The organism is Streptomyces sp. NPDC050145 (genome assembly GCF_044460245.1).
GTDB lineage: Bacteria > Actinomycetota > Actinomycetes > Streptomycetales > Streptomycetaceae > Streptomyces.
Window position 1 is genome coordinate 98,927 of record NZ_JBITJS010000022.1, and the last position, 19,663, is coordinate 118,589.

Below are 19,663 nucleotides of genomic sequence, written 5' to 3' on the forward strand. Positions count from 1 at the left end.
AACTCAGTTACATTTCTTGGCCGCTCGACGCCCTATGCCCCTATGCCCCTATGCCCCTATGCCCCTGCGCGCCCTACGCGCCCTGAACCGCCCCCACCCCCCACCCCACCCTCCAACTGCCGAAACCCCACCTCGGCAGCCCGCGCGGCACCTTCCGCCACCTCATCGGCCGACTCCCCGCCGACCACCCGCCGCACGTTCTCCTGCGCCAGAATCCGCTGCACGGTCACCACCTGCCCCGCCGCGAGCCGCGCCTCGACCCCGCCCCAGCCCTCCCCCACCAGCACCTCGGCAAGGGCCAGCTCGGACCGCTCCTGATACCCCGCGAGTCGCGCCACCAGCGCCGGCGTCCCGTACAGCAGCCGCAGATAGGCCAGCACAGCCGGATGATCACAGACCCCGGTCACCGGATCCCGCCGAGCGACCCCGTCCAGAAAATGCCGCCGCAAGGCCCCCACGACGGACTCCCCGTCCCCGCGCCCGGCCACGACGCGCGCGGCCTCGTCCTCATGGTCCGCGAACCGGTGAAGAACGAGATCCTCCTTGGACGCGAAGTACCGGAACACGGTCGGCTTGGACACCCCCGCCGCCTCGGCCACCTCGGCGACCGACACCTTCTCGTACCCCTTCTCGAGAAAAAGCCGCACCGCACTCTCGGACAACACCTCCCGAGTCCGCTGCTTCTTCCGCTCACGGAGGCCGGGGGTGGGGGCGGGTACGGGGGTGTCGCTGCTCATGGCTGGAGCGTATGCAACTCCGCCACACTCACACGGACGCGGGCGGAACCACGTTGGTCGAGTTGGGCCAGACCGGCACGCGCGCGGTGCTCCACCTGGCCTCGAAGAAGACCTTCCAACCGTGGATGGCCCGCCTGGCGTCGGCTCCGCCTTCTGCGACCGTCACCCTGGTGAGCTGCGTCCCGGCACCTGACGGATCGCGGTAAGAGTTCCCTTCCCAGGTCCTGGTGTTCTCCGGGTCGTAGAAGCCGTACAACGCGCACTCGTCATTGAGGATCACCAACTTCACATCGGGTACGCCGTCATACACGAGGTACTCGAACGTCACGCGTCGGCTGACGCGAATGTCCTCACTTACGTCCCGCACCGCACCCGCGAGTTCAGCAGACACCGACCTGCACTTGGGGAGGATCTCCTGCACGCGGAAGGCGGGATCATCGACAGAAGACCCTCCCTCTTGCCTGAGTCCCGGGATTAGCCTCGGCTGACTGAAGTCAGGCACGAGCACGCGGATCGTGACGTTCCCCTGCCCCTTCCTCAGCCCCGCGAGCCCTTCCTTGATCTCCTGCAGCAGGGTCTCTCCCGTGTACCCCAGTACACAGATCTCGGCTCTTCCCACACCGAAAGCCGCCACGACATCCACGCCGAAGTGGCGCATGGCCGCCGCTCCGGTCCTGCTCTCTCGCACCGCAACCGCTTCTGTGAGGGCTTTGACGGAGTCGTAGAGCAGAAAGGCCACCAAGCTGAGCAAGGCGCCACCGAAGTAGGTCTTGCCCTGGATGGCGTCCCCAACCGGCTTCACGAAACCCGCGACCAGCCCGAGCACCGAGACCGCCAAGAGGAGCACCCGGATGCCTCTCGGCTCCCATTTCCGCCACAACTCCCTTATGCCATCAGGACTTTGCGCCCGTCCACCGCCCCCGTTACGCATCATCGCTCCATGGTCACGAACGGGCCCGTAACTGACAAGAGCCGCGGCATCAAGCGGGCTTCAATGGTCGTTGACGCCCCAGGAGAGCCACCTCTGCAGGGCAACCCCGACCGAACGCGCGGACGGCACGTGACCCAACCCCATCGGTGCCGCCCCTCGCTCGAGCACCCAGTGCAACTTGCCTGCGGACACCTGGAGCAGAGCAGCACGCTTCACCACGTCCGTGACCTCCCGAAGTGTCAGTGCAGTCCTGATGACATCCGTGAACACGGACTGCGCACGCTTGAAGTCCAGGAGCAGAGGAAGGTCACGAGTCAATCCGGCAGCCCCGGCCATCCGCGCCGTGCGCATCACATCGCGCCAGAGGGAGACCACCCGTCTCTCCTGTTCCTTCGGATAACGCATGAGGTGCAGATGAGTCGCCAGGTCGTACAGCGGGTCTCCGAACATTGCCAACTCCCAGTCGATCGGCCAAAGCTGCCCGCGCCGATCGATGATCAAGTTCTCCCGGTGCAGGTCGGCGTGGAGCAGGTGAAACGGGCGCGACCGCAACCCCTCGACCCGGTCACGAAGGAACTTGAAGGCGACATCATGGACGCCGAGAGCCTGGAAGAGACTGCCGAACTCACCAAGATGCCCCTGGTAGACGTTCACTTCCATGAAATGCATGAGCCGCTCGAGGAAGCCCGCTGAATCACCTTCGTCCGTCCGGTCCTCCGGCGCGCAACGCCGTTCGACGGACACCATCTCTGGACGGACGGCGGCCAGGTCTGCGAACACCTGCATAATCTGCCGCTGGAAGCGTTCCGGGACCTGCGTGGCGGACCGGTACCTGGCCCCCAAGGTGACTCCCTCGACAAAACGCTGCAGAAGAACGCCTTCTACTTCGATGATCTCGGGGACCCGGGTGACATAGTCCTTCAAGGCACCGACAAGAGGTTCTTCTCGTACGAAGCATCGGCGGTCGAACCAGAAGAGCCCAGGCCGAGGCTCCCTGCACTTCCAGCGAACCCCCTCGGGATGCGTGGTCCGGCCGGCGAGCGAGACTACGTAAGTCTCGTGGTGGTACCCCCGAAGAGGCCCCTCGATCTCCGGCATGCCTCCGTTCAGGGCAGCGGCCTTGCGCCAGGCCTCCGAAGGAACTTCCAATGCCATCGCCGCTTCTTTCGCGCCAGTCCCGGCTCACGTGTCACGCCGTTGCTGGCGCACGCTACTCCGCCCCAACCGCCCCAAGGTGCCGAACCCCCCTCAGTTCGAGAGGCAAAGACTCTGAACGAGCTACATACCTGCGCAGACGTACGACGCGTTCGCGAAGAACGCGACGCGGCAAGGTCTCCGTTGACGACGCGAATACCTCAGACTGGCGACATGAGCGACGGGACACCGACGTACGACCATGATCTAGCCCGACTCCTACAGGAGGCCGACGGCGTGATCTTCGATTTCGACGGCCCGATCTGCGCGCTCTTCCCGGACGGCACCGCGCTGCATGCCGAGAAGATCAAGCAAGCGGTCCAGGACGGCCTGGGCCGGCTACCGCTCTCGATCACAGACCTGCGCGACTCGCACGCCATCCTCCAGGATCTCCGCCAGGACACCTCTGCCGCGGGCGGCATCGTGGCGCAACTGGTGACCGATGCAGAGTACGAGGCGGTTCGTACCGTCCACCCCACAGAGCACGTCCAGGAACTGGTGAGCCAGCTGGTTGCCCTGGGCAAAGCTCTGGCCGTCTCCAGCAACAACGCCCCAGGACCGATCCGCGAGTTCCTCGATCGTGAGGGCATGGGAGCCCCGTTCTCAGACCGGATCTATGGCCGTGACTCGGAGGCTCTTCAGCGGATGAAGCCTCATCCGGACAGTGTTCTCCGCGCCGTGGACGGTCTTGGGCTGGCCCCGGACCGCTGCCTGATGATCGGAGACAAGGTCTCCGACCTGGAGGCTGCCTTGGCAGCAGGAACCCTGTTCATCGGTTGCACGGATGACGAAAGCGAACGTGAACAGATGCTTAAGCTGGGGGCAGATGCAACAGTGGCGTGTCTGGCCCAACTGCTTGGCTCGCTCCCGTGTGCGGCCGAGTGACGAGGGACAGGACCCGTCGCAGGCCGGGAACGAGGGGGCGTTCCGCACCAAGCCCTCCGCGTATCGATCACAGCTGTTTTCCAGCCTCAACGGGCCAGGTGCGTCCAGACGGATTCGAACCACGCCTGCCAGGAATCGGTGAAGACTGACCCGCGCGACTCAGGGTTGTCGTCCCTCACGTAGTGGGTGAGCTTCGCCCCCACGCCCAGGATGTCCAGGGCTCGGACCGTCTCGTGCTCGCTCAACACGATCGGCCGCTCGATGACCTCGTAGGGGCCGTGCAACGCCTGGGTCCCGTTGATCAGGTACAGCTTGAAGGTCGGCGTCAGATCCACATGCCGGATCTCCATCGCAGCCGACTCGACCAGCTTCTCCACTTCCAGCTGGCGCAGCTCCCGACGCAGTGCGGAGCTGTGCTCGTGCGTGATCTCCAGCAGCCGCTGCTTCAGCCGCGGGGTCAACCTGCCGTTCTGATCCTCCAGTGCCACGGGGTACGGCAGGACGAGCGATTCGGTCGGCAACAGCATCCGGATGGCGATCCGGCTGGGCACAACCTCTCCGGACCGGATCCGCTCCGTCTGCGCCTTGATCTGCGTGGCCAGAGACTCCGACGTCAGTGTGCTGACATCCAGCACCACCTCGGGACCGGAGAACGCCTCGTCGAAGAACTCTCGCAGCGTCACGCTTCCCTCGACCGACGCCTTGGCCGTGTACGACTGCACCTGTTGCTCCCGGATGACACGCGTACCGCTGCCCTGCCGCGCCTCGATCCAGCCCTCTTCCTTCAGCGCGTCCAGTGCCCGCTGCACCGTGTCGCGGGACACCGAGAAATCGTCCGCCAGCCGACGCTGCGACGGTAGAAGGGAGCCGCGCGGGTAGACACCGCCGGCCATGCGCACACGCAGTTCCTCCACGACACGGAAGACTTCCCTGCCGCCGATGGCGCCACCCCTCTCAGCCGTCACATCGGGAACCTACCTCCGCCAGCCCAACAGAACACCAGATCCAGTCCGCTTCCTTACAGCACTGGCCTGTTGCTTAATGATCTGCCGGATCGGGGACACCCAATTCAAGTCCACTCAGCCCAATTGGACTGAGTGGTTGAGATGGATCGGGCGTGGGCCATGATTCGCGTACCGGAACTCTCCATCGCACTGCTTCGCTGTGCCTTCAGGCTGGCTGGCCGCATCAGCGTCTACGCATCAAGCTCGGCGCTTCGGTACGTGCTCCCAGAGTCCGTCGAACATCTTCTGCTCGCCCTGCACGAAGGCGGCCTCGACCGCCCCGTTCGCCCGGTCGAAGACGAACATCGGGGTGTCGAAACCCTCGACGTCACACAGCACGACGGAGCGCCCGCCCTCGAACTCTTCGACCTCACGCTCCATCAGCGCGGGGATGTAGTGCCCGATGAGCACCTCCCGACGGTTCAGGAGATACGCCTTCCGGCTGGGCGTGCCGACGGTGTATCGGATGTCGATCCGGGCGTCCACGCCGAAGCGGCGCAGGCCCGCCATCGAGTTCCTCAGAACCGTGCTCTGGGCCGTCCGCTGCGCCCGGGTCCTGGCCCGGACCGCGTCGTCCAGTTTCGCGTCCTGCCCCCAGCCGTCCGCCGGAGACGGATAGTCGAGGTCCTGCTCCAGGCTCGGCAGCAGCAGGCGCAGGCGGATCGACGCGGGGCGGTTCGAGCCGTCGTACACGACCCGCAGCGCCTCGCCCAGGGCCAGCATCAGGGTCTCGGCGGTCAGGCAGGCGACGTCGACCTGGACGTGCTCCTCCTCGAACGCGGCCTGGAGGCGCGGTACGAGGATGCTGCGGGCGGAGCGGGCGCCCGGGGCGGGGGTCTCGGAACCGGGGGCGACCTGGGGCGGGCTGCCCCGGCTCACATTCGTGAGCAGTCCGTCGGACTGGAGCCGGTGGAGGGCCTGACGGACCGCCCCGCGCTCCACCCCGAACTCCTTGGCCAGTGCGGCCTGCGTGGGCAGGCGGACTCCCGCCTTCAGGGCGCCGGTCCTGATCCGTTCGCGCAGCTCGTCGGCTATCTCTTCGGAGGTGACTCGGGGACCGGTGCCGCTCTTGTCGTTCATGCGCCACACTCCCGTCCTGCCAGTGCCAAGTTCCGTCAACTCTACGCCAGTTGGCTGCCAACTCCACCCGGCTTGTCGACGGATGAGAATCAGGGCAGGTCAGAGACGTGCCCCAAGAATCGTGAGGATGGGCTTAAGAGATCGGACCACGAAGGAAGCACCTGCCTCTTCCAGACGGACCGCCTCACGCTTATTGCGGGCGTATCCGAGAAAGGCAACACCTGCTGCCTCGGCGGCTTGGAGGTCCGTAGGGGTATCACCGATCATCACCGTGGCAACAGGATCGGCACCCATCGCATTCAGCGCGCGATGCAGGCAATGCGGATTCGGCTTGAGAAGTTCGAAATCTTGGGTGCGACCATAGATGTGGGGGTGGAAGCACGCAGCCAGGCCACGGCCTTCCACATAACGCGTGGCGGCTTCAGGCGAGTTGTTGGTGGTGATAGCCAACCGAGCACCGCACGCCACCCATGTTCGGATGAGCGGGTCCGCGTACGGGGTGGGCCATGCCGACGCTACGGCGCGCAGTTCCTCCCTCGTCAGTCGCTTCTCCATTTCCACGACCAAGTCACTCTCAGGCCTGTGCAGGCCCAAGGCGCGCAACCCGTTCTGCGGGTCCGCGTCCTCGCGTTCGGCCGACGTCAGCGCGCCGCCGAGTCCCTGGCGATCGAGCCACTCCACTTGCTCCCTGGCGATGTCTGGTGCTTTGCGGCCCGCGAACAGCCTGCAGATCGGCCCATCAAAATCGAAGAGCACGTATCGGGCTCTCCGTATCAGCTCGGTCAGACCGATCGGTATCCACTGTGATTCCATCTCGTCAGCCACATGAACAGTCTGCTTCGTCGAATGTGAAGTCACCAGGAAGGCGTCAGTGCATCCACGTGTCGGCTCGCTTCACCCCCACGGTTGCGCAACGTGTTCCCAGACCCGGTCGAACAGCAGCTGCTCCGAGTCCACCATCGCGTCGCCCCGGGCGCCGTGGCCCTTCTCGAAGGTCAGCATGGGCGTCTCCGCGCCCTCCACGTCACGCAGCATGACCGGCTCCTCGTACCCGTCGACGTCCCGCAGGAAGCTGCCCGGGATGTAGTGCCCGAACAGCGCCTCCCGCCGGTTCAGCAGGTACACCTTGCGGGTCGGGGTGCCGCGCAGGGCGCGGAACTCCAGGCTCACGTCGATGTCGAGCTCCTTGCGCATCCGCGCGAGGATGCCCGTCAGGATCGTGCGCTGGTTGGCGCTCTGCGCCTTGTTCCGCCGGTCCATGGCCTGGTCGAGCTTCTCGTCGTGCCCCCAGCCCTTCTCCGGCGCCGGATAGTCGAGCCGGTCGTCGACCCGGGGCAGCAGCACCCGCACCCGCACCGACTCGGGCCGCTCCGGCTGCGCGTACAGGGCGCCCATCAACTGGCCGAAGGCGAACATCATCGTCTCGGAGGTCAGAGTGACCACGTCCAGCTGCACATGCGGAGCCTCGAACGCCGCTTCGAGCCGGGGCCCGAGAATGCTGCGCGCGGACAGCGTCACGTCGCGAACCGGCGCCGTCCGCACGCCCTCCGCCACCTCCGGCGGGCTGCCTCGCCCGATCGAGGTGAGCAGGCCTTCCGCCTCCAGGCCCTTCAGCGCCTGACGGACCACCCCGCGCTGCACCCCGAACTCCCGGGCCAGCTCGGCCTGGGTCGGGAGCTTGGATCCCGGGGTCAGTTCCCCGGACGAGATCTGCGCGCGCAGCGCGTCGGCAATACCCGTCGCCGAGGGCCGGCCGATGTATGTCATGTGGGTTCCAGCGTCCATGTTTCACCCATGGTCGAGCTCTACCCCACCAGACCCGCTGATACGTCAGCCGAGCGCGCGTACCGCAGTCAGGACCGGTTCGAGATCCCCGACCAGGTGCCGGGCGCCCGCCTCCCGCAATGCCGCCGCCTTGGTCGCGTTGCGGGCGTAGCCGAGGAACGCCACTCCGGCGGCGCGAGCGGCCGCACAGTCACTCGCGGCATCGCCCAACATCAGCGCGGTGGAGGGATCCGCGCCCATCTCTTTCAATGCCCGCTGCAGCGACCACGGATCGGGCTTCAGGCGGTCCAGGTCGCTCGCCTCGCGCCCGTAGATGTGCGGCTCGAAGCAGTCGGACAGGCCGCGCTCGCGTACGTACCGCCGCGCCGCCTCCGCCGAGTTGTTCGTGGTGATCGCGAGGCGGACGCCCACCGCGCACCAGGTGCGGATCAGCGGGTCCGCGTAGGGGGTGGGCCAGGCGGTGGGGACCGCGCGGAGTTCCTGGGCGGTCAGGCTCTGTTCCAGGTCCATGACCAGGTCGGTCCGTGGCTTGTCGCGGGCGAGGCGGGCCAGCGTGCCGTGCGGGTCGCGCAGCTCCCGCTCCTCGTCCGTGAGCATCTCGCCGAGCCCCTGCGACTCCAGCCAGCGCTCCTGCAACTCGGCTATCCCGAGGGCCGGGCGGCCCGCGAACAGCCGGCAGATGGGCCCGTCGAAGTCGAAGAGCACGACACGCGTGCCCCTGAGCAGTCCGATCAGTTCGGGATCGATCATCTCCCGCTGCGATTGCGTCTCTTCAGCCACAGGAACAGTCTGCTGCGTCGTTTCTGAAGTCACTAGGTGAGTGTCAGGTCCGACGTGATGGTTTCCCAGAGGGCGGCGAACCACTTCTGGGACTCCTTCACGAAGGCGCGGTCGCGGTGGCCGGCGCGGTGTTCGAAGGAGAAGAGGAGGGCCTGGGTGCCGGTGGCGGCGTACATCTCGAGGGTCGTGCCGCTGTCGATCTCCTCCTCGCGGCGCGTGACCATGTAGTACGAGAGGAGGGCCTCCTCCTCGTTGAGCAGGTAGAGCTTGACCGGCGGAGTGAACGGCAGGGCGCGGAAGGTGACGTTCACGTCGATGCCGTGGGAGGAGCGCAGGGAGCGGAGGTTGTGGCGCAGGACCTGGCCCTGCGCGTTGCGCGTGGCGAGCCAGCGCCGGTGGACGGGGTCCTCGCCGTCGCCCTGGCCGGTGTCGGAGACCGGGACGGGGAAGGCCAGGTCGATGTCGCGGCTGGGCAGCAGGATGCGGACATCGATGGACTCGGGGCGCATCCGGCCCTCGTGGATCAGCCGGAGCGGCTCGCCGAGGGCCAGCATCAGGGTCTCGGAGGTCATGCAGACGGCGTCGATGCGGACCCGGGGCGCCTGGAAGGCCTCCACCAGGCGCGGGGAGAGCGCGACCATCGTGGGCTGCGGTTCCTCACCGGCCGGGGTGGAGGGGGCGATGCGGGGCGGGCTGCCCTTGCTGCGGTTGGCCAGGAGTCCGTCGGCCTCCAGGAGTTGGAGCGCCTGACGGACCGTGCCGCGCTCCACGTCGAACTGCCCGGCGAGCGTCGCCTGCGTCGGCAGCCGGTCGCCCGCCCTCAGGACGCCCGCCCTGATGCGCTCGCGCAGCTCGTCCGCGATCTCCTGCGCTCCGGGCCGTCTGCCGCCCCCGTTCAGGGCCGCCCCGGCGCCCGTACCCGCCGCGGCCTGCGTGCCTGCACTTCCAGCCATGTCCGCCACGCTCTCCTGAGTCACAACCAAACGCTACAACTTCCACGGATTTGGTGGGAGTTGTTGGAACCTTGTTTATCCACAGCGACCAAGCGGGGACAACCATGGTGCAGTTGGTTGCCAACTTGGCGCAAGGTGGCCGTGGCTGGCAGTTACCTGGACCAACCCTCCCGCACCACGTTCGTCGTACCCAAGGAGGTAAGAGCCATGCCCTTCCTGAGCCTCCTCTCCGCGGTGTTCGTGATCACCTTCGAGCAGCTCGTCCAGTGGCACTACGGCCCGGCCGGTATCGCGGGTCTGCTGCTCCTGACGATCGGCCTCAAGGCCCGGAACGCCACATGCAGCTCCATCGGGGCGGTCCTGCTCGCGATCATGGTCGCAGGTCCCGCTCTCCACTGAGCCTCAACTTCCCGCCATCTTTGGGGAGTTGACGTGAAGGTGGTTATGACTCGGAACACAGCGGAGATAAGTACCAATGAGTTGGTGACCAACTTGGCCGACATGGTCGGCCCGCCTCGCAGGTTGGCGTCAGTCACAGAGGTTGGTCCGTGTCACCGCCCGAAGGAGGTCAAGACCATGCCGCTCTTCGCCATCGTCGTCGCCGCGCTCGCCATCGGCTTCGAACAGCTCATCCAGTGGAAGTACGGGCCGATGGGCATCATCGCCTTCATCGCGCTCTCCGTCGGCCTCAAGGCCAAGAACACCGTGATCAGCGGCATCGGGGCGGTCGTCCTCGTCATGCTGCTGGCCCAGAGCGGCTGACCGGGCTCCCTTCCGGAGGGGAGCCGGGAGCCCGGTCGGTCTTCAACAGATCATCCAGTCGCCGGTTCACCGGTTCACCGGTTCGCCGGTTCGCCGGTTCGCCGGTTCGCCGGTTCGCCGGTTCGGCAGCAGGTACAGCGCAGCGGATCAGAACATGTCGGGGCACCACGGGCGCCGCGACGTACGCAGCAGGGCGTCGGCAACGGCGGCGGCGCCCGCCTCCTCCTCGACCACCCGGCCCAGGGCCGCGAGCCGCACCGCGGACGCCTCGCCCAGCCACAGCGCCCCCAACTCCGCGACCCCGAGCGTGAGCTGGGGTGCCGCGGCGCTCGGCGCGCACACCGCGCCGTCGGGCGCCGCCTCCAACGCGAACCGTCCCCCGGCGAGCCCCGCCTCGTCCCGCACCTCGAGAACCAGCTTCCCGCTCGTCCCGTACGACCGCGCCTCCAGGGCCGCTGCGACGTCCAGGATCCGCACCCACATCGAGTCCGCCTGCCGCACGATCCGGGCCGCCCGGGGGTCGGGCAGCAGGTCGGGCAGCAGATCGTCGGGGGCGCGCAGGCCGCTCCGCACGACCGTCACCCAGTCGATCGCGCAGACGTAGTGCCACAGCGCGCGCTCGGCGGCCGGTGTCGCCCCGAACAGGTCGAGCACCGTCGCCGTGCACACCGGCTGCACCGCGTCGCTGAACTTCCCCTCGATCCGGTACCGGAGCAGGCCCTCGACCTCGCCGCGCGCCGAGCGGTACAGGGCGAAGAACGGCTCGGTCCACGGTTCCTCGGGCGCCACCGCGAGGCCCGTGTCGCGCTCCCACCAGGACGGCTGACGGGAGACCATGCCGGCGACCCGGGTGCGGAGGCGGTCGTGCAGCTGCGGGCCCTCCTTGCGGTACTCCGCCGCGTCGACCAGTTCGATCGTGGCGCCGTCCTCGGGGGCCGACCAGCGCGGGTCCAGGCCGGTGCGGGGGACGTCGATCTCCCAGGTCGTCGCCGTGGTGGCGGGGCCGAAGCCGTAGCGGCCGTAGATGCGGTACTCGGCGGCGATCAGCGTCGCCGCGACGTCGCCGCGCTCCTTCGCCTCCGCGAGGTCGTCGGCCATCATGCGGGTGAGCAGGCCGCGGCGGCGGTGCGTGGGGCTGACCGTGACGTTCGTGATCGCGTCCGTGGGGACGGTTGCTCCGCCGGGGACGGTCAGGGTCTGGGCGAAGGAGCGGAACGTGGCGACGGCCCGGCCCGTGTCCGTGAACGCGCCGCGGACGCGGGAGAGGTCGAACTGGGCTCGGCGGCGGTCGACCGTTTCGTCGGAGACGGTGGGAGAGCGGACGAAGCCCGTGTTGAGCGCGCGGCTCCAGGTCCGGATTTCTTCCGGGGTGATCGGGCGGACGGTTTCGGCGGGGCCGGGGCGGGTCGTCATGGGGTCACGCTAGGTCGGGCCCGCGCCTGTGTCGCCCGGATTACGGCCGCCGCCGTAGCTCCGCCGGTCTCGTCGCCGAGTGCCGGCGGGTGGGGCTTCTCGCGCAGTTCCCCGCGCCCCTGAAATGCAGACGCTTCGCGTCGCATTTCCCAGATGGGTCACCGCCCCGATGGAGATCGCGCACGAAGTGCGCATCTCCAGGGGCGCGGGGAACTGCGCGACCAGCCCCCACCGGCCCGCAGCCCGCGGCGAGACCGCTCAGCCCCCCAACAGATCGGAAACCCGCGCCTCACCCTCGCGGTAGCGGCGCGCGATCTCGCCGCTGCAGTCGTCGGCGACCCGCTGCAGGACCTGCCGGCGCCGCGACACCTGCTGCTCGAACCGCACGAGCCGCCCCATCCCCGCATCCAGCTCCGCGTCCGTCCGCGCCCCGAGATCCGACAGCTCGACCTCCGCGAGCATCCCCTCGGCCAGTGACCGGAACTCCTCGCTGTGCGGCGTGCCCAGCGTGACGTGCCGGGCCGAGGAGCGCTGCCCCGTCGGCTGGTCCCGCAGGATCTCGGAGAGCCGGTCCACCACCGGGGACTCCGGGTCCCGGCGCCGGGCCAGCTCGGCCCGCAGGATGTCGATCCGGCCCTGGAGCAGCCGCCGTACGTACGACAGATCGGCCTCGTCCCGCTGCGAGTCGCGCCGCACCGCCCGCAGCTCGGCGAGGCTCAGCGCGGGCAGGTCGGGTGTGGGGGCGGCGGGCAGCTCGGGGCTGTCGACGCGCTGCACCGGCGTCCGGGACAGGCCGGGCAGCCCCGTGCTCGGCGTGTGGTTCATGGGATGCGCGTGCGTATCCATGGGCTGTGTACCGTCCCCTCGACCGGACCGACGCCGTGCGCCCCTGGCGCACCACGTGGAAGCATCGTGCCACTCCGGGTGGCCGCTTCGCGCGCGTTGCCCCATATCCGCCCCGGATGGGGGGTTCGGGAGGGCGTCCGAACGGGTAGGGGCGGCACGGCATGATGACCGTATGCGTGCAGTGGTGCAGAGAGTGGACGGCGCGAGCGTCGTCGTGGAAGGCGAGACGGTCGGCGAGATCAAGGGCGAGGGCCTGTGCGTCCTCGTCGGGGTCACGCACGAGGACACGAAGGAGAAGGCGGCCCAACTGGCCCGCAAACTCTGGTCGATCCGGATGCTCGGCGACGAGAAGTCGTGCAGCGACATCGACGCGCCGCTGCTGGTGATCAGCCAGTTCACGCTCTACGGGGACGCCCGCAAGGGCCGCCGGCCCACCTGGAACGCGGCGGCGCCCGGCCCGGTCGCCGAGCCGCTGGTCGACGAGGTCGTGGCGCAGCTGCGGGCGCTGGGCGCGACGGTGGCGACGGGCCGGTTCGGGGCGCAGATGCGGGTGTCCCTGACGAACGACGGCCCGTTCACCGTCCTGCTGGAGATGTGACCCGGCAGGTCAGGGCTCGACGACTACTTCCTGGGCGGCGGCCGTGGTCTCCGCGATCAGCTCCGCGTCGACCGGCACGTTCCGCTTCACCAGGGCGAGGGCGATCGGGCCCAGCTCGTGGTGGCGGGCCGAGGTGGTGACGAAGCCGATCTTGCGGCCCTCGGGGCCGTCCGACGCGAGCCGCACCTCGGCGCCGTGCGGCGGCAGGTGCACCTCGCTGCCGTCGAGGTGCAGGAAGACGAGGCGCCGCGGCGGCTTGCCCAGGTTCTGGACGCGGGCGACGGTCTCCTGGCCCCGGTAGCAGCCCTTCTGGAGGTGGACGGCCGAACCGATCCAGCCCAGCTCGTGCGGGATGGTGCGGTGGTCGGTCTCCAGGCCGACGCGCGGCCGGTGCTGCTCGACGCGCAGCGCCTCGTAGGCGAGCAGGCCCACCGCCGGGCCGTTGTCCGACGCGTACGACTCCAGGTCGGCGCGGGGCAGGAACAGGTCGCGGCCGTACGCCGTCTCGCGCACCGCCACACCGTCCGGCACCGGGGCGATGGAGCCGGCGGGCAGGTGGACGACGGCGAACTCGTCGGTGCGGTCGGCGACGTCGACCCGGTAGAAGAACTTCATCGACTCCAGGTACGCGAGGAGCTCCTCCCCCGTGCCGGGCTCGATGTGCGCCCAGGTCGTCGTGCCGTCGTCGACGAGGTACAGGGCGTGCTCGATGTGCCCGTTCGCGGACAGGATCAGGGCCTCGGTGGCCTGGCCCGGCGGCAGGTCGCTGACGTGCTGGGTGAGCAGCAGGTGCAGCCAGCTCAGCCGGTCGTCGCCGGTCACCGTGATGACCCCGCGGTGGGAGAGGTCGACGACGCCCCGGCCGTCGGCGAGGGCCCGCTGCTCGCGGAACAGGTCGCCGTAGTGCGCGGCGACGCCTTCGTCCCGGCCCTCGCCGGGAACGGCGCCGGGCAGGGTCAGCAGGGGGCTGCTCGTGGAATGTCGCTGCATGGTCACACAGACTACGACGACGGCCCGGACCCGCTTATTCCTGCGGGTCCCCCGGATCCTGGGCGGCGGCGCGGGCCGCGCAGTCGCGGCAGCGGCCGAAGATCGCGAAGTGCTTGAGGTCGGTGTCGAAGCCGTGCTCGGCGCGCAGCTTGGCGGTGAAGTCCTGGGCCGCGTCGACGTCGACCTCGATCACGTTCGTACAGTCGCGGCACACGAGGTGGATGTGGTGGTGGCGGTCGGCCAGGTGATAGGTGGGGGCGCCGTGCCCGAGGTGGGCGTGGCTGACCAGGCCGAGCTCCTCCAGGAGCTCCAGGGTCCGGTAGACCGTCGAGATGTTGATCCCCGACGCCGTCCTGCGCACTTCGCACAGGATGTCGTCGGGGGTCGCGTGCTCCAGGGTGTCGACGGCTTCGAGGACAAGCTGACGCTGCGGCGTCAGCCGGTAGCCGCGCTGCCTCAGGTCGCTCTTCCAGTCGGTGCTCACCACACCGCCGAGTGTAAGACCTGGCCGCCGAAGACCTGGAGGTCCTACTTGAAGAAGGCGATGCCGTCGTCGGGCATGTCCGGGAGGTTGCGGGCCATCTCGGCGACGTCCTCCGGCGAGACGACCTTCTTGAGCTGGGCCGACATGTAGGGGCGCAGCGGGACCTCGGGGGTCGCCTTCTCGCCGACCCACATCAGGTCGCTCTTCACGTAGCCGTACAGACGCTTGCCGCCGCTGTACGAGCCGGAGGCCGCCGTGCGGGCCACCGCGTCCGTGACCAGGTCGATCTGCGGCTTCTTGTCGGCCAGCTCGCCGTACCAGACCTCGACGACGCCGTCGTCGCGGACCATCACGACCTCGACCTTGCGGTCCTTGTCGATCCGCCAGAAGCCGGACTCGGTCTCGAGCGGCTTCACCTTGTTGCCGTCCTGGTCGAGGATCCAGGTGCGCGAGTGGTACTCGAGGAAGTCCCGCCCGTCGTGGGTGAAACTGACCTCCTGGCCGAAATTGGCCTTCTCGGCGCCGGGGAAGTCGGTCACGCCGGCTCCCGCCCAGTTGCCCAGGAGGAAGACGAGCGGAACGAGCTCGGGGTTCAGGTCGGACGGGATCTCGATCATGATCTGGGGCTTTCCTCGAAGGGGGTCAGCGCTGGCCCTGGTACAGCTTCTTCACGGTCAGACCGGCGAAGGCGAGGACGCCCACGCAGACCAGGACGAGCAGAGCGGAGAAGAAGGCCTCAAGCACGGGTGCTCCTCGGTGAGCGGCACTAGCGGACTAGCGAACGTAAGCGGACAGAGCCGGACCCCACTCTATCCGTGCGGGATCCGGCTCTCTCGGCGAGGTCGGCTGCGCCGTCAGCCGAGCAGTTGGTTCTGCAGGGCGACCGTCTGGTGGAAGGGGACGGCCGGGGTGTGCCCGTCGTCCGACTGCACGACCAGGGCCATCACGTCACCGGCGTCGATGTACGCGAAGCGGACGCGCTCCTTGCCGTAGGGGCGCTGCTCGCCGAAGACCCGCAGATAGGTGAAGCGGACGGCGGTGGTGTTGTTCCGGAGCGCGTGGTCCGGGTCGACGCGCTCCACGCCGGCCGGGAGCGCCCCGCTGCTCGTGAGGGTCCTGCGGTAGTCGCGGGCGAAGGCGCCCGTGTTGAAACGCAGCAGGTAGACACGGGTGCGGGTGCCGTCGGGCATGGTCCAGCCCCGGGCGGCGACATGGCGCAGGCCGCCGTCCTTCAGGTTCTCGGCGAGCTCGCGGCGGTGGTCCTTGTCGTACTCCGCGAGGTACCCGTCGGTGTCGAGCCAGCCGTCGCGGCCGGTGAGCTTCCGGTCGGCGGTGGCGCCCTTCGGGGCGGGCAGCACCAGGGCGCGCAGGTCGGCGAAGTGCTCCTCGCGGAGGTTCTCCTCGGCGAACGGCGCGGGGGCGCCCTTCGGGAGCGGGGGCCGCTCGATCCGCGGGTACTCCCAGCGGCCGTCGCTCTCGGTGGCGAGTCCGGGCAGGTCGCCCCGGTCGCTCTCGACGACCCCGTACGCGCTTGCGGCTACGGCGGCGGCGAGGACGAGCACGGCGGCGGTCCAGCGCAGGACGGCGCGCAGGACACGGCGGTCCTTCTTCGGGGCGGGCGCCTCGGAGTTCTCGGCGGGCACCAAGGGGATCTCGGAGTTCTCAGGGGTCTCGGTGAGGTGGGTCATACGAGTTCCCCCCGGGAGGAGATGTGGTCGAGCTGCCGGGCGAGGAGGTCGGCCACGGCCTTGGTGTCGAGGGACTTGGGGCCGTACGCGGTGACGGAGACGAGCAGGTCGTCCTCGTACGCGCTGCAGGTCAGCAGGTCGAGGCCGTCCTTGCCCTCTCGGGGCGCGAGGAAGCAGTCCGCGTTGCGGTGGCCCTTGATCTTCGGGCCCTTCTTGAAGACGCCGAGGGCGCGCAGGAACTCGGACTGGAAGTCCTTCAGGCCCCGGCCGACCTGCCGGTTGCCGATCTCGGCGAGCCGGGTCTCGATGACGAGGTCCTCGTCCTCGGAGGCGTAGCTGCGCAGCGCGAGGCCCTTGAGCCGCAGCTTGTCTACGGCCTTGCGGCGCTCCTCGCGCTGGCGGGCCGGGAGGTCGTCGGAGCCTGCCTTGAAGCGGTCGACCGCGTCCTGGCCGGTGATCACGTGGTCGTTGCCGAACTCGTCGATGTCCGGCCCCGGTACGTATCCGTCGGGGACGGGCAGGAGGCGTTCGCGCAGGTCACCGCCGGGGTGGCGGCCGGCCCGCTGCTTCGGTTCCTTCGCGTCGCCCCACACGGTGGTGGGGGCGGTGCGGTCGGCGTCCCGCACGGTGACCGCGGTGAAGCCGACACCGCCGGCGACGGCGAGCAGCACGACGCCGGCGACCAGGACGGTGGTCCACCGGCGGCGGCGAGGCGCGGGCCGGTCCTGGATCTCGGGCACCTGCTGCATCTCAGGTCCCTGCGGCATCTCGGGCTCCTGCGGTATCTCGTCACTCACAGGCGCTCCAACTGCCGCTCGGCCAGGCTCATGACCGTCTTCATACGGATGGGTCTGGTGTCGTAGATCTGGATGTCCAGGGCGATGTCGCCGCGCACGGCGAGCGCCCGGGCCGAGTACATCGGTACGTAGCCGGGCTGGCTCTTCGGGTGGTCGGACACGAAGGCGCGTCCGTTGGAGCTGTGCGGGATCGGCTCGCCCGCGTTGCCCGCCCATTTGTCGCCCGGCATGTAGGCGAGCTGGCCCTCCAGGAAGGAGAGGGAGCCGCGTTCCTCGGCGTCGCGGAACTGGACGAGCTGGACCGAGGTCGTGGCGTTGCCCTTCTCCCAGACGGTGACGGCGGCCCGGCGGAAGCCCTCGTCGGACAGCTCGCCGAACATCGGTCCCGGCTTCTCGAAGAAGTACTCGGCGAAGTCGTGCTGGTCGACCCAGCCCTGCTGCGCGTCCGACTTCCGGGTCCCGGCGGGTCGGGGCACGAGCAGTCGCCGCAGGTCGCCGTCGGTACGGACCCGGTGGTCGGCGGACGCGGACAGCGGCGCGGGCGCCTTGCCCTGGCGGGCCTGGGCGATCTCCGGCTGGGCGAGCGGCGGCAGCGGATCGGGGTCGCGCTGCACCTGGACGGCGTAGCCGGTGCAGACGCCGGCGACGACGCCCAGTACGGCGGCGCAGGCGATCAGGGCGACGGTGCGGCGGGAACGGCGGCCCGGCTTCTTCTCGGCGGCCGGCTCACCGGGTGGCGCCCCGGGCTCGGCCGATGGTGCGAGTACGTCTTCCAACGGGTCCCCCCAGGAACTCGAGGCGCGGATTCCGTATCCGCGCGCACAGGAGACCCGCGACAACTCCTCGGGGTTGCCCGTCAGTCGATCACGAAACAGCCACGTTCCAGCAGCTCAGCGGCGAGGTTCAGGGGCGGCGCTTCTTGCCGTCCAGTTCGTCCCACCACTCGTCGGACTTCTGGTCGCCGGACGGGTCGTCCCACCAGCGGTCGTCGGGGCCGCGCCGGTTGGCGACCATGGCGGCGAAGGGCGGGATGACCATGGCGACCACGCACATGGCGACGGCGGCCGGTACCGACCAGAGCCGCACGACACTCCAGGCCAGGACGAAGAGCGCGATACAGACGCCCATCATGGCGAAGTAGATGTGCTTACGCCGCGCGAGCATGTTTCCAGCGTAGATCGTGCGGGGGCCGGGGCCCAGCCCTGAAAAGCGCCGCTTCACCCCAGGCCGGCGGACGGAGTCCGACGCAGCGGCCCGAAGCCTGCGAAGCAGTGCGAGAGCCGCAGAAAGAAGGCGCGATGTGCTTACGCCGCGCAAGCATGTTTCCAGCGTAGTCCCGGTGGAGCGGGCTCGGGCATGCCGGAGGGCCGCACCCCGTACCAGTGGCGTCCAACCCCCTGGGGTGCGGCCCTCCGGCCGTCAGGTGATCGCTCAGACGGCGATCGCGACCTCCGCGAGACCGCCGGTCTGCGCGACGACCGTGCGGTCGGCGGTGCCACCGGGGATCAGGGCGCGGACGGTCCAGGTGCCCTCGGCCGCGTAGAAGCGGAACTGGCCCGTGGCGGAGGTGGGGACCTCCGCGGTGAACTCGCCGGTCGAGTCGAGGAGACGGACGTAGCCCGTCACCGGCTCGCCGTCGCGGGTCACCTGGCCCTGGATGGTGGTCTCACCGGGCTTGATCGTCGAGGCGTCGGGGCCGCCGGCCTTCGCTCCACACATACTGAACTCCTTGAGAGGTAAAGGCCGTTGGTTACTTGTTGGCGCCGAGCTCGATCGGCACGCCGACGAGGGAGCCGTACTCGGTCCACGAGCCGTCGTAGTTCTTGACGTTCTCGACGCCGAGCAGCTCGTGCAGCACGAACCAGGTCAGGGCCGAGCGCTCACCGATGCGGCAGTAGGCGATGGAGTCCTTCGCCAGGTCGACCTGCTCGGCGGCGTAGAGCTCCTTGAGCGCGTCGTCCGACTTGAACGTGCCGTCGTCGTTGGCGTTCTTCGACCACGGGATGTTGCGGGCGGACGGGACGTGGCCCGGACGCTGCGACTGCTCCTGCGGGAGGTGCGCCGGGGCGAGCAGCTTGCCGGAGAACTCGTCGGGGGAGCGCACGTCGACGAGGTTCTGGGTGCCGATCGCGGCCACGACGTCGTCGCGGAAGGCGCGGATCGAGGTGTCCTGGGCCTTGGCCTTGTACTGGGTGGCCGGGCGGTTGGGGACCTCGGAGCCGTCGACCAGGTCGCGGGAGTCGAGCTCCCACTTCTTGCGGCCGCCGTCGAGGAGCTTCACGTCCTGGTGGCCGTAGAGCTTGAAGTACCAGTAGGCGTAGGAGGCGAACCAGTTGTTGTTGCCGCCGTAGAGGACGACGGTCGTGTCGTTGGCGATGCCCTTCTTCGACAGCAGCGCCTCGAAGCCGGCCTGGTCGATGAAGTCGCGGCGGACCGGGTCCTGGAGGTCGTCGGTCCAGTCGATGCGGATCGCGTTCTTGATGTGGTTCTTGTCGTACGCCGACGTGTCCTCGTCGACCTCGACGATCGCCACGTTCGCGTTGTCGAGGTTCGCCTCGACCCAGTCGGCGTCTACCAGGACGTCGCTGCGGCTCATGCTGTATTCCTCCGGGGCAGTTGCGGGGGCATGCGGAAGGGGTGTGCGGGGGTGCACGGATGACCCCGAGTCGTCTCGAGGGGTCCGGGGGGAAAGCGGGGATTCGGCGGCGTCGCCGCACGGCCCGCTCAGACGGTGCG

The 19,663-nt window shown here is 68.9% G+C and carries 24 protein-coding genes; 4 read left to right on the forward strand and 20 right to left on the reverse strand.

Features of this window, described 5'->3' with window-relative positions; genetic code table 11:
• Positions 1-56: 56 nt before the first annotated feature.
• The 3 genes from ACIBTU_RS34150 to ACIBTU_RS34160 are packed head-to-tail and all read right to left on the reverse strand — an operon-like array spanning position 57 to position 2,592.
• Complete coding sequence (locus ACIBTU_RS34150) at positions 57-737, reverse strand: TetR/AcrR family transcriptional regulator (RefSeq protein WP_399130557.1); 681 nt, start codon at positions 735-737, stop codon at positions 57-59.
• 28 nt (positions 738-765) lie between these two features.
• A complete protein-coding gene (locus ACIBTU_RS34155) occupies positions 766-1,671 on the reverse strand; it encodes a hypothetical protein (RefSeq protein WP_399130558.1) in 906 nt (301 codons plus the stop codon).
• 57 nt (positions 1,672-1,728) lie between these two features.
• Complete coding sequence (locus ACIBTU_RS34160) at positions 1,729-2,592, reverse strand: phosphotransferase (RefSeq protein WP_399130559.1); 864 nt, start codon at positions 2,590-2,592, stop codon at positions 1,729-1,731.
• A gap of 444 nt (positions 2,593-3,036) precedes the next feature.
• On the opposite strand from ACIBTU_RS34160, the gene ACIBTU_RS34165 reads away from it, so the two are divergent.
• Positions 3,037-3,747, forward strand: coding sequence for an HAD family hydrolase (locus ACIBTU_RS34165; protein ID WP_399130560.1), 711 nt, complete (start codon positions 3,037-3,039; stop codon positions 3,745-3,747).
• Between the two features lie 86 nt (positions 3,748-3,833).
• Here the strand turns inward: ACIBTU_RS34165 and ACIBTU_RS34170 are convergent, their stop codons facing one another.
• The 6 genes from ACIBTU_RS34170 to ACIBTU_RS34195 all read right to left on the reverse strand — a co-directional run bounded on the left by ACIBTU_RS34170 (position 3,834) and on the right by ACIBTU_RS34195 (position 9,349).
• On the reverse strand, positions 3,834-4,712 hold the full coding sequence (locus tag ACIBTU_RS34170) for a GntR family transcriptional regulator (RefSeq protein WP_399130561.1): 879 nt from the start codon (positions 4,710-4,712) through the stop codon (positions 3,834-3,836).
• A 237-nt stretch (positions 4,713-4,949) separates the two neighbouring features.
• On the reverse strand, positions 4,950-5,831 hold the full coding sequence (locus tag ACIBTU_RS34175; protein ID WP_399130562.1) for a GntR family transcriptional regulator: 882 nt from the start codon (positions 5,829-5,831) through the stop codon (positions 4,950-4,952).
• Between the two features lie 99 nt (positions 5,832-5,930).
• Positions 5,931-6,644, reverse strand: a complete 714-nt coding sequence (locus ACIBTU_RS34180) for an HAD family hydrolase (RefSeq protein WP_399130629.1) — start codon at positions 6,642-6,644, stop codon at positions 5,931-5,933.
• A gap of 81 nt (positions 6,645-6,725) precedes the next feature.
• Complete coding sequence (locus tag ACIBTU_RS34185; RefSeq protein WP_399130563.1) at positions 6,726-7,598, reverse strand: winged helix-turn-helix domain-containing protein; 873 nt, start codon at positions 7,596-7,598, stop codon at positions 6,726-6,728.
• A 63-nt stretch (positions 7,599-7,661) separates the two neighbouring features.
• Positions 7,662-8,480 (reverse strand): HAD family hydrolase, encoded by an 819-nt coding sequence (locus ACIBTU_RS34190; RefSeq protein WP_399130564.1) that lies wholly within the window; start codon positions 8,478-8,480, stop codon positions 7,662-7,664.
• A complete protein-coding gene (locus ACIBTU_RS34195; protein ID WP_399130565.1) occupies positions 8,429-9,349 on the reverse strand; it encodes a winged helix-turn-helix domain-containing protein in 921 nt (306 codons plus the stop codon). The genes ACIBTU_RS34190 and ACIBTU_RS34195 overlap by 52 nt, the downstream gene beginning before the upstream one ends.
• Before the next feature lie 207 nt (positions 9,350-9,556).
• Here ACIBTU_RS34195 and ACIBTU_RS34200 point away from each other — a divergent pair, with 207 nt between their 5' ends.
• Positions 9,557-9,748, forward strand: coding sequence for a hypothetical protein (locus tag ACIBTU_RS34200; RefSeq protein WP_399130566.1), 192 nt, complete (start codon positions 9,557-9,559; stop codon positions 9,746-9,748).
• A 177-nt stretch (positions 9,749-9,925) separates the two neighbouring features.
• Positions 9,926-10,111 (forward strand): hypothetical protein, encoded by a 186-nt coding sequence (locus tag ACIBTU_RS34205; protein WP_188337721.1) that lies wholly within the window; start codon positions 9,926-9,928, stop codon positions 10,109-10,111.
• Positions 10,112-10,258: 147 nt separating this feature from the next.
• Here ACIBTU_RS34205 and ACIBTU_RS34210 read toward each other — a convergent pair whose 3' ends face one another.
• Complete coding sequence (locus ACIBTU_RS34210; RefSeq protein WP_399130567.1) at positions 10,259-11,524, reverse strand: GNAT family N-acetyltransferase; 1,266 nt, start codon at positions 11,522-11,524, stop codon at positions 10,259-10,261.
• A 258-nt stretch (positions 11,525-11,782) separates the two neighbouring features.
• On the reverse strand, positions 11,783-12,349 hold the full coding sequence (locus ACIBTU_RS34215) for an ABC transporter substrate-binding protein (protein WP_399130568.1): 567 nt from the start codon (positions 12,347-12,349) through the stop codon (positions 11,783-11,785).
• Between the two features lie 193 nt (positions 12,350-12,542).
• Between ACIBTU_RS34215 and dtd the strand changes: the two genes are divergently transcribed.
• Positions 12,543-12,968: a D-aminoacyl-tRNA deacylase gene (gene dtd, locus ACIBTU_RS34220; protein ID WP_399130569.1), complete on the forward strand. Its 426-nt coding sequence runs from the start codon at positions 12,543-12,545 to the stop codon at positions 12,966-12,968.
• A gap of 9 nt (positions 12,969-12,977) precedes the next feature.
• On the opposite strand, the gene ACIBTU_RS34225 is transcribed toward dtd, so the two are convergent.
• From ACIBTU_RS34225 to ACIBTU_RS34265, 9 genes are all read right to left on the reverse strand, one after another.
• Positions 12,978-13,958 (reverse strand): YgfZ/GcvT domain-containing protein, encoded by a 981-nt coding sequence (locus tag ACIBTU_RS34225; RefSeq protein ID WP_399130570.1) that lies wholly within the window; start codon positions 13,956-13,958, stop codon positions 12,978-12,980.
• Positions 13,959-13,992: 34 nt separating this feature from the next.
• Positions 13,993-14,445: a Fur family transcriptional regulator gene (locus ACIBTU_RS34230; RefSeq protein ID WP_399130571.1), complete on the reverse strand. Its 453-nt coding sequence runs from the start codon at positions 14,443-14,445 to the stop codon at positions 13,993-13,995.
• Positions 14,446-14,486: 41 nt separating this feature from the next.
• Entirely contained in the window at positions 14,487-15,059 is a 573-nt protein-coding gene (locus ACIBTU_RS34235; protein WP_399130572.1) for an FABP family protein, read from the reverse strand.
• A 237-nt stretch (positions 15,060-15,296) separates the two neighbouring features.
• Complete coding sequence (locus ACIBTU_RS34240) at positions 15,297-16,130, reverse strand: hypothetical protein (protein WP_399130573.1); 834 nt, start codon at positions 16,128-16,130, stop codon at positions 15,297-15,299.
• Positions 16,127-16,927 carry a hypothetical protein gene (locus ACIBTU_RS34245; RefSeq protein ID WP_399130574.1) on the reverse strand — a complete coding sequence of 267 codons (801 nt, stop codon included), beginning with the start codon at positions 16,925-16,927 and terminating at the stop codon, positions 16,127-16,129. Before ACIBTU_RS34245 ends, ACIBTU_RS34240 begins: the two co-directional genes overlap by 4 nt.
• Entirely contained in the window at positions 16,924-17,703 is a 780-nt protein-coding gene (locus ACIBTU_RS34250) for a hypothetical protein (RefSeq protein WP_399130575.1), read from the reverse strand. Before ACIBTU_RS34250 ends, ACIBTU_RS34245 begins: the two co-directional genes overlap by 4 nt.
• Positions 17,704-17,830: 127 nt before the next feature.
• Positions 17,831-18,091 carry a DUF3099 domain-containing protein gene (locus ACIBTU_RS34255; RefSeq protein WP_399130576.1) on the reverse strand — a complete coding sequence of 87 codons (261 nt, stop codon included), beginning with the start codon at positions 18,089-18,091 and terminating at the stop codon, positions 17,831-17,833.
• A 267-nt stretch (positions 18,092-18,358) separates the two neighbouring features.
• Entirely contained in the window at positions 18,359-18,646 is a 288-nt protein-coding gene (locus ACIBTU_RS34260) for a DUF1416 domain-containing protein (protein ID WP_030784848.1), read from the reverse strand.
• Between the two features lie 31 nt (positions 18,647-18,677).
• Positions 18,678-19,523, reverse strand: a complete 846-nt coding sequence (locus ACIBTU_RS34265; RefSeq protein WP_399130577.1) for a sulfurtransferase — start codon at positions 19,521-19,523, stop codon at positions 18,678-18,680.
• Positions 19,524-19,663: the final 140 nt, after the last annotated feature.